This is a genomic window from Serratia sp. PAMC26656 (genome assembly GCF_016469055.2).
GTDB lineage: Bacteria > Pseudomonadota > Gammaproteobacteria > Enterobacterales > Enterobacteriaceae > Serratia > Serratia plymuthica.
Map to the genome: position 1 here is coordinate 248,095 of NZ_CP150486.1, position 13,681 is coordinate 261,775.

General features: G+C 49.8%; 11 protein-coding genes, 4 tRNA genes, 2 rRNA genes and 1 other RNA gene. 16 read left to right on the top strand and 2 right to left on the bottom strand.

The annotated features are described in order from the left end of the window. The first annotated feature begins 124 nt into the window (after nt 1–124). From JEM67_RS01650 to birA, 4 genes are all read left to right on the top strand, one after another. A 23S ribosomal RNA gene (locus JEM67_RS01650) occupies nt 125–3,034 on the top strand. A 108-nt stretch (nt 3,035–3,142) separates the two neighbouring features. Continuing rightward, nucleotides 3,143–3,258 (top strand): 5S ribosomal RNA (gene rrf, locus JEM67_RS01655). Between the two features lie 434 nt (nt 3,259–3,692). Beyond that, nucleotides 3,693–4,730, top strand: coding sequence for a UDP-N-acetylmuramate dehydrogenase (gene murB / locus JEM67_RS01660; protein ID WP_199639690.1), 1,038 nt, complete (start codon nt 3,693–3,695; stop codon nt 4,728–4,730). Then, on the top strand, nt 4,727–5,689 hold the full coding sequence (birA, locus tag JEM67_RS01665) for a bifunctional biotin--[acetyl-CoA-carboxylase] ligase/biotin operon repressor BirA (RefSeq protein WP_013811122.1): 963 nt from the start codon (nt 4,727–4,729) through the stop codon (nt 5,687–5,689). Before murB ends, birA begins: the two co-directional genes overlap by 4 nt. 46 nt (nt 5,690–5,735) lie before the next feature. Here birA and coaA read toward each other — a convergent pair whose 3' ends face one another. Then, nucleotides 5,736–6,686 (bottom strand): type I pantothenate kinase, encoded by a 951-nt coding sequence (gene coaA / locus JEM67_RS01670; RefSeq protein ID WP_004954043.1) that lies wholly within the window; start codon nt 6,684–6,686, stop codon nt 5,736–5,738. A gap of 219 nt (nt 6,687–6,905) precedes the next feature. After that, on the bottom strand, nt 6,906–7,454 hold the full coding sequence (locus JEM67_RS01675; RefSeq protein WP_199639688.1) for a GNAT family N-acetyltransferase: 549 nt from the start codon (nt 7,452–7,454) through the stop codon (nt 6,906–6,908). 395 nt (nt 7,455–7,849) lie between these two features. On the opposite strand from JEM67_RS01675, the gene JEM67_RS01680 reads away from it, so the two are divergent. The 12 genes from JEM67_RS01680 (at nt 7,850) to rplL (ending at nt 13,423) form a co-directional block, all read left to right on the top strand. Then, nucleotides 7,850–7,925 (top strand) — tRNA-Thr (locus JEM67_RS01680). 24 nt (nt 7,926–7,949) lie between these two features. After that, nucleotides 7,950–8,034 (top strand) — tRNA-Tyr (locus JEM67_RS01685). A 46-nt stretch (nt 8,035–8,080) separates the two neighbouring features. Further along, nucleotides 8,081–8,196: non-coding RNA, RtT sRNA (locus tag JEM67_RS01690), on the top strand. 37 nt (nt 8,197–8,233) lie between these two features. Beyond that, a tRNA-Gly gene (locus JEM67_RS01695) sits at nt 8,234–8,308 on the top strand. A 6-nt stretch (nt 8,309–8,314) separates the two neighbouring features. After that, nucleotides 8,315–8,390: transfer RNA gene (locus tag JEM67_RS01700), tRNA-Thr, on the top strand. A 109-nt stretch (nt 8,391–8,499) separates the two neighbouring features. Further along, entirely contained in the window at nt 8,500–9,684 is a 1,185-nt protein-coding gene (gene tuf, locus JEM67_RS01705) for an elongation factor Tu (RefSeq protein ID WP_013811124.1), read from the top strand. Between the two features lie 258 nt (nt 9,685–9,942). After that, entirely contained in the window at nt 9,943–10,326 is a 384-nt protein-coding gene (gene secE, locus JEM67_RS01710) for a preprotein translocase subunit SecE (protein ID WP_013811125.1), read from the top strand. A gap of 1 nt (nt 10,327) precedes the next feature. Then, nucleotides 10,328–10,873 (top strand): transcription termination/antitermination protein NusG, encoded by a 546-nt coding sequence (gene nusG, locus JEM67_RS01715; RefSeq protein WP_004953928.1) that lies wholly within the window; start codon nt 10,328–10,330, stop codon nt 10,871–10,873. A 157-nt stretch (nt 10,874–11,030) separates the two neighbouring features. After that, nucleotides 11,031–11,459, top strand: coding sequence for a 50S ribosomal protein L11 (gene rplK, locus JEM67_RS01720; RefSeq protein ID WP_006323135.1), 429 nt, complete (start codon nt 11,031–11,033; stop codon nt 11,457–11,459). Nucleotides 11,460–11,462: 3 nt separating this feature from the next. After that, nucleotides 11,463–12,167 carry a 50S ribosomal protein L1 gene (gene rplA / locus JEM67_RS01725; RefSeq protein ID WP_012004742.1) on the top strand — a complete coding sequence of 235 codons (705 nt, stop codon included), beginning with the start codon at nt 11,463–11,465 and terminating at the stop codon, nt 12,165–12,167. 330 nt (nt 12,168–12,497) lie between these two features. After that, complete coding sequence (rplJ, locus tag JEM67_RS01730) at nt 12,498–12,995, top strand: 50S ribosomal protein L10 (protein ID WP_006323136.1); 498 nt, start codon at nt 12,498–12,500, stop codon at nt 12,993–12,995. A gap of 62 nt (nt 12,996–13,057) precedes the next feature. Beyond that, nucleotides 13,058–13,423 carry a 50S ribosomal protein L7/L12 gene (rplL, locus tag JEM67_RS01735; RefSeq protein ID WP_006323137.1) on the top strand — a complete coding sequence of 122 codons (366 nt, stop codon included), beginning with the start codon at nt 13,058–13,060 and terminating at the stop codon, nt 13,421–13,423. Nucleotides 13,424–13,681 lie beyond the last annotated feature (258 nt).

Genomic DNA, 13,681 nt, shown 5'->3' on the forward strand with positions numbered 1-13,681 from the left:
AAACATGACAGCTGAAACTTATCCCTCCGTAGATGTATTGGGGTAAGGAGTAACCTGTCATAGAGTCTCTCAAATAAACAGCACGACAGTGTTTTCTGTTTACAGAAACACCTTCGGGTTGTGAGGTTAAGTGACTAAGCGTACACGGTGGATGCCTAGGCAGTCAGAGGCGATGAAGGGCGTGCTAATCTGCGAAAAGTGTCGGTAAGGTGATATGAACCGTTATAACCGGCAATACCCGAATGGGGAAACCCAGTGCAATTCGTTGCACTATCATACGATGAATACATAGTCGTATGAGGCGAACCGGGGGAACTGAAACATCTAAGTACCCCGAGGAAAAGAAATCAACCGAGATTCCCCCAGTAGCGGCGAGCGAACGGGGAACAGCCCAGAACCTGAATCAGTTTGTGTGTTAGTGGAAGCGTCTGGAAAGTCGCACAGTAAAGGGTGATAGTCCCGTACACTAAAATGCATATTCTGTGAGTTCGATGAGTAGGGCGGGACACGTGACATCCTGTCTGAATATGGGGGGACCATCCTCCAAGGCTAAATACTCCTGACTGACCGATAGTGAACCAGTACCGTGAGGGAAAGGCGAAAAGAACCCCGGCGAGGGGAGTGAAATAGAACCTGAAACCGTGTACGTACAAGCAGTGGGAGCCTACTTTGTTGGGTGACTGCGTACCTTTTGTATAATGGGTCAGCGACTTATATTTTGTAGCAAGGTTAACCGTATAGGGGAGCCGTAGGGAAACCGAGTCTTAACTGGGCGAATAGTTGCAAGGTATAGACCCGAAACCCGGTGATCTAGCCATGGGCAGGTTGAAGGTTGGGTAACACTAACTGGAGGACCGAACCGACTAATGTTGAAAAATTAGCGGATGACTTGTGGCTGGGGGTGAAAGGCCAATCAAACCGGGAGATAGCTGGTTCTCCCCGAAAGCTATTTAGGTAGCGCCTCGTGAACTCATCTTCGGGGGTAGAGCACTGTTTCGGCTAGGGGGCCATCCCGGCTTACCAAACCGATGCAAACTCCGAATACCGAAGAATGTTATCACGGGAGACACACGGCGGGTGCTAACGTCCGTCGTGAAGAGGGAAACAACCCAGACCGCCAGCTAAGGTCCCAAAGTCATGGTTAAGTGGGAAACGATGTGGGAAGGCATAGACAGCCAGGATGTTGGCTTAGAAGCAGCCATCATTTAAAGAAAGCGTAATAGCTCACTGGTCGAGTCGGCCTGCGCGGAAGATGTAACGGGGCTAAACCATGCACCGAAGCTGCGGCAGCGACGCTTAGGCGTTGTTGGGTAGGGGAGCGTTCTGTAAGCCGTTGAAGGTGGCCTGTGAGGGTTGCTGGAGGTATCAGAAGTGCGAATGCTGACATAAGTAACGATAAAGCGGGTGAAAAACCCGCTCGCCGGAAGACCAAGGGTTCCTGTCCAACGTTAATCGGGGCAGGGTGAGTCGACCCCTAAGGCGAGGCCGAAAGGCGTAGTCGATGGGAAACAGGTTAATATTCCTGTACTCGGTGTTACTGCGAAGGGGGGACGGAGAAGGCTAGGCTAGCCGGGCGACGGTTGTCCCGGTTTAAGCGTGTAGGGGGAGAGAATTGGTAAATCCGTTCTCTTATTCAACCCTGAGGCGTGATGACGATGCACTACGGTGCAGAAGTAGTTGATGCCAAGCTTCCAGGAAAAGCCTCTAAGCATCAGGTAACACAGAATCGTACCCCAAACCGACACAGGTGGTCAGGTAGAGAATACCAAGGCGCTTGAGAGAACTCGGGTGAAGGAACTAGGCAAAATGGTGCCGTAACTTCGGGAGAAGGCACGCTGGCGCGTAGGTGAAGAGACTTGCTCTTGGAGCCGAAGCCAGTCGCAGATACCAGCTGGCTGCAACTGTTTAATAAAAACACAGCACTGTGCAAACACGAAAGTGGACGTATACGGTGTGACGCCTGCCCGGTGCTGGAAGGTTAATTGATGGGGTCAGCCGCAAGGCGAAGCTCTTGATCGAAGCCCCAGTAAACGGCGGCCGTAACTATAACGGTCCTAAGGTAGCGAAATTCCTTGTCGGGTAAGTTCCGACCTGCACGAATGGCGTAATGATGGCCAGGCTGTCTCCACCCGAGACTCAGTGAAATTGAACTCGCTGTGAAGATGCAGTGTACCCGCGGCAAGACGGAAAGACCCCGTGAACCTTTACTATAGCTTGACACTGAACATTGAGCCTTGATGTGTAGGATAGGTGGGAGGCTTTGAAGCGTGGACGCCAGTCTGCGTGGAGCCAACCTTGAAATACCACCCTTTAATGTTTGATGTTCTAACTCGGCCCCGTGATCCGGGGTGAGGACAGTGTCTGGTGGGTAGTTTGACTGGGGCGGTCTCCTCCCAAAGAGTAACGGAGGAGCACGAAGGTTAGCTAATCACGGTCGGACATCGTGAGGTTAGTGCAAAGGCATAAGCTAGCTTGACTGCGAGAGTGACGGCTCGAGCAGGTACGAAAGTAGGTCTTAGTGATCCGGTGGTTCTGAATGGAAGGGCCATCGCTCAACGGATAAAAGGTACTCCGGGGATAACAGGCTGATACCGCCCAAGAGTTCATATCGACGGCGGTGTTTGGCACCTCGATGTCGGCTCATCACATCCTGGGGCTGAAGTAGGTCCCAAGGGTATGGCTGTTCGCCATTTAAAGTGGTACGCGAGCTGGGTTTAGAACGTCGTGAGACAGTTCGGTCCCTATCTGCCGTGGGCGTTGGAAGATTGAGAGGGGTTGCTCCTAGTACGAGAGGACCGGAGTGAACGCACCACTGGTGTTCGGGTTGTCATGCCAATGGCATTGCCCGGTAGCTAAGTGCGGAAAAGATAAGCGCTGAAAGCATCTAAGCGCGAAACTTGCCTCGAGATGAGTCTTCCCTGGGCCTTTAAGGCCCCTGAAGGAACGTTTAAGACTAAGACGTTGATAGGCTGGGTGTGTAAGTGCAGCGATGCATTGAGCTAACCAGTACTAATGATCCGTGAGGCTTAACCTTACAACACCGAAGGTGTTTTAGAGAGATTAGTGTAGATTTTCAGCGAAGTTCCGAGATTGGTTTCAATGGCGACACGAGAGTGAAGCGGTTGGAATGAAACAGAATTTGCCTGGCGGCAATAGCGCGGTGGTCCCACCTGACCCCATGCCGAACTCAGAAGTGAAACGCCGTAGCGCCGATGGTAGTGTGGGGTCTCCCCATGCGAGAGTAGGACACTGCCAGGCATCAAACCAAGTCGAAAGCCTCATGCGAAAGCATGGGGCTTTTTGCTTTGCGGTCAGGAAATACCGGACGCAGCTCAATTTACCGCCACTTCACGAATAAAATACTGCTTAAATTATACTTATAACCATAAGTGGGAGCGATGTTTAAAAATGATAAATAATTTCATACATATAAAGAGCGATAAATAGTAGGCATTGTGCTGCGTGACCATAGGCGTCAAATTAAGATAATACCTTTATTAATCACGCCGCTCATTATCTTCATTACATTACCTCATCTATTTATATAAATATTTCCTTATAAAACAATTAGAAATATATTCCATGCGGATGATTACCTGGCTAAATTAAAAACAATAAAAACAAATATTAGCCTAGCGCGTCGAATCTAGTAGACTAGGTAAAAGTTTATTTCCGTATAGGTATTTAACGTTATGTCTACTGAACGTGCGTCTTTAAAAACACACAATACCTTTGCGCTCCCGGTTAACGCAGCGCAGCTGGTCATTGCAGATAGAATCGAACTAATGATCAAGGTTTGGCAGAAAACGCAAAAGCGTCAAGAGCCATTGTTGGTGCTCGGTGAAGGAAGTAATGTCCTGTTTCTTGAGGATTTTGCCGGTACGGTTATGATCAATCAATTCAAAGGCATCGATATCAGAGAAGAGACAGATGCCTGGTACCTTCATGTTGGTGCCGGCGAAAACTGGCATGGTTTGGTCTGTAATACGTTGGATAACGGTATTCCTGGGCTGGAAAACCTGGCTTTGATTCCGGGTCTGGTCGGTTCTGCACCTATTCAAAATATTGGTGCCTACGGTATCGAACTGAAAAGTGTATGCGACTACGTTGATTTACTGGACTTTAATACTGGTGCCATCGATCGTATCCCGACATCAGAGTGCGGATTCGGTTATCGTGAAAGCATTTTCAAGCATGATTTTCAGACCGGCCATATCATTGTCGGCGTAGGCTTGCGATTGAGCAAACAGTGGAGCCCGATGCTGAATTATGGCGATCTGACGAAACTGGATCCGGAAACGGTGACGCCACGTCAGATATTTGAGTCGGTATGCACCATGCGCCGCAGCAAGTTGCCTGATCCCGCGGTTACCGGTAATGCAGGTAGTTTCTTCAAGAATCCGCTGGTCAGTGAGCAGAAGGGCGCTGAGCTGATTGCTCTTTATCCGGGTATGCCACATTATCCGCAACAGGATGGCCGGGTGAAGCTGGCTGCCGGCTGGTTGATCGACCGGTGTGAGCTGAAGGGTTATCAAATTGGCGGTGCAGCGGTACATCGTCAACAGGCGCTTGTTCTGGTTAACCTGGGTGATGCCTGTAGCCAGGACGTAGTCGCTTTGGCTCGCCATGTACGTAATACGGTAGCGAAGAAGTTCGATGTGTGGTTGGAGCCTGAAGTTCGTTTTATCGGTGCGACGGGTGAACGTAATGCTGTGGAAGTTCTCTCATGAAAGACTCTAAAGTCCCACTAAAGATAATTGCGCTATTGGCTGATGGGAGTTTCCATTCAGGAGAGCATCTGGGCGAGTATCTCGGGATGAGTCGCGCAGCGATTAATAAACATATCCAGACAATTCGTGAGTGGGGTCTGGATGTATTTACCGTGCCGGGAAAAGGATACAGTCTGCCTGCTCCCATCCAACTGCTCGATTCAAAACGTATTCTTGGCCAACTGGCAGATAAGCGTGTAACTGTGTTATCGGTAGTAGACTCCACCAACCAATATCTGCTGGATCGCATCACTGAGTTACAATCGGGTGATGCCTGTGTCGCTGAGTATCAGCAGGCGGGACGTGGCCGACGCGGGCGGCAATGGATATCGCCGTTTGGTGCTAATTTGTATCTTTCGATGTTTTGGCGTCTGGAGCAGGGACCGGCAGCGGCAATGGGTCTCAGCCTGGTGATTGGTATAGTGATGGCGGAGGTGTTGCAACGCCTTGGCGCTGAGGAGGTCAGGGTTAAATGGCCTAATGATTTATACCTCAACGATCGTAAACTGGCTGGTATCTTGGTTGAATTAACAGGAAAAACCGGTGATGCTGCGCAGTTGGTGATGGGCGCTGGTATCAATTTGGCGATGCGTGAAAGCAATGCCAATGCTATCAATCAGGGTTGGATAAATCTGCAGGAAGCGGGGATTAGCATAGATCGCAATGAGCTGGCAGCAACCTTGCTGAATGAGTTGCGTCAATCTTTGCAGCAGTTTGAGATTGATGGACTGGCACCCTTTATTTCGCGATGGCGTGCTTTGGATAACTTTATTGATCGGCCTGTTAAACTGCTAATAGGCGAACAACAAATTTTTGGTATTGCGCGTGGTATTGATCAGCAAGGGGCATTACTGCTCGAACAGAATGGTGCGATAAAGCCATTTATCGGGGGGGAAATATCTCTACGTAGCGCCGAATAACAATTATTGATAGGGGACCAAGATTGTCCCCATCTATTTTATAGCATTATTTCCTCAATCGCACATGTTCGACCGCATGATTAGCGCTTTTCGTCATTATCAGGCTGGCTCGCTCACGGGTTGGAAGAATATTTTGCTGTAAATTCAATCCATTAATCTCGTTCCATAGTTGGGTGGCAATGTTAATGGCCTCCGGCTCTGGCAGCTTTGCGTAGTTATGGAAATAAGAGTCAGGATTAGAAAATGCACCCTGACGAAATTTCAGGAACCGGTTGATATACCAGGTTTGCAGCAATTGCTCAGGCGCATCGACATATATTGAGAAATCAACGAAGTCAGAAACAAATACGTGATGTGGATCGTGAGGGTAATCCATTCCGCTCTGTAATACGTTTAGTCCTTCCAGAATAAGAATATCTGGCTGCTCAATAACTTTATTGCCATCCGGAACGACGTCATAGATCAGGTGGGAATATACGGGTGCCGTCACGCGTTTGGCGCCGGATTTCACCTCAGAAACGAATTTCACCAGGCTGTGCATATCGTAAGACTGCGGGAATCCTTTTTTCTTCATCAACCCCCGTTCGTTCAGCACCTTATTAGGGTGCAGAAAACCGTCGGTGGTGATCAGTTCAACACTCCGATGCTCCGGCCAACTGCTGAGTAATGCCTGGAGTAAACGTGCGGTAGTGCTTTTACCTACGGCAACGCTGCCGGCAATGCCGATGACATAGGGAATTTTCTGGCCATCGGTACCGAGAAATTGTTCAAGTACGGCCTGACGACGAAGGTTGGAACTGATATAAAAATTCAGCAGACGCGATAGCGGCAGATAAATCTGTGCTACCTCTTCCAAAGAGAGATCTTCGTTAATCCCTTTTAGTTTAACGATCTCTTCTTCTGACAGCGTCAGCGGCACCGAATCTCGCAACGCAGCCCACTGGGTACGATCGAACTGAAGGTAAGGCGTCGCTAAAGATTGATCTCTTTTTATCATAAGCCAAATTCTGCCTGTTAACGCAGGTTGGGAAAGGCGCCAGACGCCAAGTCCAGATAATAAACAAGCTGCATATTATAGACAGCTTGGTTTTTGGCGTAGACTTTTTTCGCAAAAGTTGGCGATTAGTAGGAGTTTATGTCAATTGTGCGAGGCGGCGCGCAGTTGATTGATAGGGGCCGCAAAGCGGTATCACCCGGTGATGATACCGCTTTCATGCTAGCTGGCGATTGCGCGAAAAGGCTGATTTACGGCAAACAGGCGTTTGTAATAAATCACCGTGGGATGGTAACTGCCATCTGGCGCGGCGGCATAATCCGGCAGCTCACCCAGGAAGCGATAACCAAGAGAACGATACAAGGCTTCTGCAGCTGAGCCGGTCTGAGTATCTAGATACAACAAGCCTCGATGCTGCTGCAGGGCGCTCTTCTCTAATGCCTTCATTAAGGCGTGCCCAACACCGTTACGCTGTGCGCGGCTGTGCACCAACAGTTTTTGTACCTCAGCGCGATTGCGGCCATTCGGTTTTTGGCAGAGCTCGAGTTGCACGGTGCCGATGACGCCACTGTCATCCCTGGCGATCCACAGCAGCAGCTCTCCTTTGGCCAGTGCCGGGCGCAGGCTATGGAAATAGCTCTCGGCATCTTCATGGGGAATCAACGTGTCATAGTCGACAGAAGCGCCGTGAGCGACCGCATCGGTTAATAGACGGGCCAGCTCATCGCGGTAAATAGGTAACGTGGCTGCATTAATCAAAACAAGTTTCATTGGTCATTCCTCCTGGGCGGGGGTAATGAAAAGAAGCAATAACTGCGCCAAAGCGGTAAGGGCGCATTGATGGCTAGGCCGATGAAGTCTGAGCGCAGTTTATGCATCCGCATAGGGCAGTATCCTCTTTGTGGTGCATCGGCTTGGCTCAGAGTTTGCCAAAATTCGAACGATCGGTTTGAGATTGCCAGTACGGAGAAATACCGAGTCAACACTTGTAAAAATCCAATAGATTTTTGCAGAATGATGCTTGCGATTGATGAATGTTTGCACGTCGTGCGGTGCGAATTGCCCGGTAGTATGCAAAATTGGGTGATTTGTGAGCGAAAGTGCACGGAACGCAATTTTTTTGTTGCATAGGTCGCTCGCTCTACCTAGAATGCGCTGCACTTGATGCCGGCTTAGCTCAGTTGGTAGAGCAACTGACTTGTAATCAGTAGGTCACCAGTTCGATTCCGGTAGCCGGCACCAATCAAGTCACAGTAGTTAAAATCTGGTGGGGTTCCCGAGCGGCCAAAGGGAGCAGACTGTAAATCTGCCGTCACAGACTTCGAAGGTTCGAATCCTTCCCCCACCACCAAATCTTGCCTTCGGCAGTTGACTGACCAGCGGATAACTCGCAACAGTTAATGTGCGGAAGGGGAAGGCGAAAGTCTTCAGCAAGGTTCGAGTTGTGCAGTGCAAAGCGCAGCAGGCTCGAAGGGTGAGAGTTAAGCGACGAACAATCCTTCTCCCACCTAAAAATTCTACAGAAAAGTCAGGTAGCCGAGTTCCAGGATGCGGGCATCGTATAATGGCTATTACCTCAGCCTTCCAAGCTGATGATGTGGGTTCGATTCCCACTGCCCGCTCCAAGATGTGCTGATATAGCTCAGTTGGTAGAGCGCACCCTTGGTAAGGGTGAGGTCGGCAGTTCGAATCTGCCTATCAGCACCACTTCTTATTATCTCGCCCCCTGATTTTCTTTCTGTTCTGGATTCAACAAGCAAATGCTTGGTTGATGTGGTGATACCACCGATTTATCCGTGTCTTAGAGGGACAATCGATGTCTAAAGAAAAGTTTGAACGTTCAAAACCGCACGTTAACGTCGGTACTATCGGCCACGTTGACCACGGTAAAACTACCCTGACTGCAGCAATCACCACCGTTCTGGCTAAAACCTACGGCGGTTCTGCACGTGCTTTCGACCAGATCGATAACGCGCCAGAAGAAAAAGCTCGTGGTATCACCATCAACACTTCTCACGTTGAATATGACACCCCAAGCCGTCACTACGCGCACGTTGACTGCCCAGGGCACGCCGACTACGTTAAAAACATGATCACCGGTGCTGCTCAGATGGACGGCGCAATCCTGGTTGTTGCTGCGACTGACGGCCCAATGCCTCAGACCCGTGAGCACATCCTGCTGGGTCGTCAGGTTGGCGTTCCTTTCATCATCGTATTCATGAACAAATGCGACATGGTTGATGATGAAGAGCTGCTGGAGCTGGTAGAAATGGAAGTTCGTGAACTTCTGTCTGCTTACGACTTCCCTGGTGATGACCTGCCGGTTGTTCGTGGTTCAGCGCTGAAAGCACTGGAAGGCGAACCTGAGTGGGAAGCTAAAATCATCGAGCTGGCCGGTTTCCTGGATTCTTACATCCCAGAACCAGAGCGTGCTATCGACAAGCCGTTCCTGCTGCCAATCGAAGACGTATTCTCCATCTCCGGTCGTGGTACCGTTGTTACCGGTCGTGTTGAGCGCGGTATCGTTAAAGTTGGCGAAGAAGTTGAAATCGTGGGTATCAAAGACACCGTTAAGTCTACCTGTACCGGCGTTGAAATGTTCCGCAAACTGCTGGACGAAGGCCGTGCTGGTGAGAACGTGGGTGTTCTGCTGCGTGGTATCAAGCGCGAAGATATCGAACGTGGTCAGGTTCTGGCTAAACCAGGTTCAATCAAGCCGCACACCAAGTTTGACTCAGAAGTGTACATCCTGAGCAAAGAAGAAGGTGGTCGTCATACTCCATTCTTCAAAGGCTACCGTCCACAGTTCTACTTCCGTACAACTGACGTGACCGGTACCATCGAACTGCCAGAAGGCGTAGAGATGGTAATGCCAGGTGACAACGTGAACATGGTTGTTACCCTGATCCACCCAATCGCGATGGACGACGGCCTGCGTTTCGCAATCCGTGAAGGCGGCCGTACTGTTGGCGCTGGTGTTGTTGCTAAAGTTATCGCTTAATCGCTGATAACATTTGACGCGACACGCGGTAAAAGGGCATCATTTGATGCCCTTTTTCTACGCTGTGAACTAGAACCTATCTCATCAGCGATTTTGCAGTCATAATCATTGGTGAGATGGGCTCTTAAACCGTATTGACTGAGATACGTCATAGCGTAAAACACCGAAATGTTGCCGAAGCAGCATCTGATCGGTTTGGTTTGCCTCGCGATGTGAGGCAAAGTTGTCTGTTCTGAATTCATTGTGACAGGTTGGTTTATGAGTGCGAATACCGAGGCTCAAGGGAGCGGGCGCGGCCTGGAAGCGGCTAAGTGGCTGATCGTCGCCGTTCTGTTGGTTGTGGCTATTGTCGGTAATTATTACTACCGTGATTTCAGCCTGCCATTACGTGCGCTGGCTGTTGTAGTGGTTATCGCCGTTGCAGGCGCAGTAGCGCTGATGACCACCAAAGGCAAAGCTACCGTTGCGTTTGCGCGCGAAGCGCGTACTGAAGTGCGCAAAGTGATTTGGCCAACTCGTCAGGAAACGCTACATACCACGTTGATCGTTGCCGCGGTAACTGCCGTGATGTCGCTGATTCTGTGGGGGCTGGATGGTATTCTGGTCCGTCTGGTATCGTTTATTACTGGCCTGAGGTTCTAAAATGTCTGAAGCTCCAAAAAAACGTTGGTACGTCGTTCAGGCGTTTTCCGGTTTTGAAGGTCGCGTTGCGCAATCGCTGCGTGAACATATCAAACTGCACGATATGGAAGAGCTGTTCGGCGAAGTGATGGTTCCTACGGAAGAAGTTGTTGAAATCCGTGGTGGCCAACGCCGTAAAAGCGAGCGCAAATTCTTCCCGGGCTATGTGCTGGTTCAGATGGTGATGAATGACGCTAGCTGGCACTTGGTGCGCAGCGTTCCACGCGTAATGGGTTTCATCGGCGGTACCTCTGACCGTCCGGCACCGATCAGCGATAAAGAAGTCGATGCGATTATGAACCGCCTGCAGCAGGTTGGTGATAAACCGCGTCCTAAAACGCTGTTCGAACCGGGTGAACTGGTCCGCGTTAACGATGGTCCATTTGCTGACTTCAACGGTGTTGTTGAAGAAGTGGACTACGAGAAGAGTCGCCTGAAAGTTTCTGTTTCCATCTTTGGGCGTGCAACGCCGGTGGAACTGGATTTTGCTCAGGTTGAAAAAGGCTGATCAATTAATCAGCAATAAGTGGCTTTTGCCGCTTGTCAGAGGCGCGAAATTGAACTATAATTTCGCGCCTTTTGTTTTTATAGGCCTTGCTCGTTGAGCGGGGTGAAACACGGGGAGCCTCTTTTGAGGCGTTATTACCCAAACCGAGGAATTGTAAATGGCCAAGAAAGTACAAGCCTACGTTAAGCTGCAAGTTGCAGCCGGTATGGCGAACCCAAGTCCGCCAGTTGGTCCAGCTCTGGGTCAGCAAGGCGTTAACATCATGGAATTCTGTAAGGCGTTCAATGCTAAGACTGACAGCGTTGAGAAAGGTCTGCCGATTCCGGTTGTTATTACTGTTTATTCTGACCGCTCCTTCACTTTCGTTACCAAAACCCCGCCAGCAGCAGTTCTGCTGAAAAAAGCGGCTGGTATCAAGTCTGGTTCAGGCAAGCCGAACAAAGACAAAGTAGGTAAAGTGACTAGTGCTCAGGTACGTGAAATCGCAGAAACCAAAGCTGCGGACATGACTGGTTCTAACGTTGAAGCGATGACTCGCTCCATCGAAGGTACTGCTCGTTCCATGGGCCTGGTAGTGGAGGATTAAGAAATGGCTAAGCTGACCAAGCGCATGCGCGTGATCCGTGACAAAGTTGATGCTACTAAACAGTATGACATCACCGAAGCTGTTGCTCTGCTGAAAGAGCTGGCCACTGCTAAATTCGTAGAAAGCGTTGACGTTGCTGTTAACCTCGGCATCGACGCTCGTAAATCTGACCAAAACGTTCGTGGCGCTACCGTTCTGCCAAACGGCACCGGTCGTTCCGTTCGCGTTGCCGTATTTGCCCAAGGCCCTAACGCTGAAGCAGCTAAAGCTGCTGGCGCAGAGCTGGTAGGTATGGAAGATCTGGCAGACCAGATCAAGAAAGGCGAAATGAACTTCGACGTTGTTATTGCATCTCCAGATGCAATGCGCGTTGTTGGTCAACTGGGCCAGATCCTGGGTCCACGTGGCCTGATGCCAAACCCGAAAGTGGGTACCGTTACTCCGAACGTTGCTGAAGCAGTGAAAAACGCTAAAGCAGGCCAGGTTCGTTACCGTAACGACAAAAACGGCATCATCCATACCACTATCGGTAAGGTTGATTTCGAGTCAGACAAGCTGAAAGAAAACCTGGAAGCTCTGCTGGTTGCGCTGAAAAAGGCAAAACCATCTCAGGCTAAAGGCGTGTACATCAAGAAAGTTAGCCTCTCCACCACCATGGGTGCTGGCGTTGCTATCGATCAAAGCGGCCTGACTGCTGTAGCGAACTAATCGCCTTGCGATTATCGCTTTGACTTGGGGCTAAGATTTGTCTAGAATCTTATCCCCCAAGGTTTCGCTATTGGTCATAGCCATCAGCGGAACAAAGATTTTTCGGTTGGAGCCTGGCCTATCCAGGCCTCCGTCCAAGACCGCAGGTGTATCGAAAGGTACTTAATCCTTCCTGCGTAGACGGTGACAGAGCCTAAAGAAAATTTTAAATTGTCTTTGCTGGATTCTGCTCACCGTGTTTGAACGCTCTCACCGCGTGATTTATCACTAGGTGCTGAGTGATGTGAGTGCCGGGGATTTCCCCCGGCTAAATCCAGGAGCAAAAAGCTAATGGCATTAAATCTTCAAGACAAACAAGCGATTGTTGCTGAAGTCAACGAAGTAGCCAAAGGCGCGCTGTCTGCGGTTGTTGCGGATTCCCGTGGCGTTACCGTTGATAAAATGACTGAACTGCGTAAAGCAGGTCGTGAAGCTGGCGTTTACATGCGTGTTGTTCGTAACACCCTGATGCGTCGCGTAGTTGAAGGCACTCCGTTCGAATGCCTGAAAGACACGTTTGTCGGTCCTACCTTGATTGCATTTTCTCATGAACACCCGGGCGCTGCTGCTCGTCTGTTCAAAGATTTCGCGAAAGCGAATGCAAAGTTCGAGATTAAAGCTGCGGCCTTTGAAGGTGAGCTGATCCCTGCGGCACAAATTGACCGCTTGGCAACTCTGCCTACTTACGATGAAGCAATCGCACGCCTGATGGCAACCATGAAAGAAGCCGCTGCTGGCAAATTGGTTCGCACTCTGGCTGCACTGCGCGATCAGAAAGAAGCGGCATAAGCCCTCTCTCTTATCCGTTGCTTACGTATTTAAACTATTTCTGAATTTTAGGAACTTTTGTTATGTCTATCACTAAAGACCAAATTATCGAAGGCGTTGCAGCTCTGTCTGTAATGGAAATCGTTGAACTGATCGCCGCTATGGAAGAGAAGTTCGGTGTTTCTGCTGCTGCTGTAGCTGCAGGTCCTGCTGCTGCTGCTGAAGTTGTTGAAGAAAAAACTGAATTCGACGTTGTTCTGTCTGCTATCGGCGGCAACAAGGTTGCAGTTATCAAAGCAGTACGTGGCGCAACCGGTCTGGGCCTGAAAGAAGCCAAAGACCTGGTAGAATCTGCTCCAGCAGTACTGAAAGAAGGCATCAGCAAAGACGACGCTGAAGCACTGAAAAAAGCTCTGGAAGAAGCTGGCGCTTCTGTTGAAGTTAAGTAAGTTTAACTTCTCAGAGTGCAGTCTGACTTAACAGACTGATGGCTGGTGACTTTTTGGTCGCCAGCCTTTTTGCGCTGTAGGGCGTCAGTAGAGTTTCACACTGTTTGGCTACTGGCTAACCCCAATATTTCTTTCTATCGACGACTTAATATATTGCCCTCCCTGCCGCAGCCGAATATGCCGCATAGCGCGATGAAATGATTTAAGCGTGATAGAAACGAGTATTGCGGAAAGTGTTCCCGCTTTCCGATCCACAAA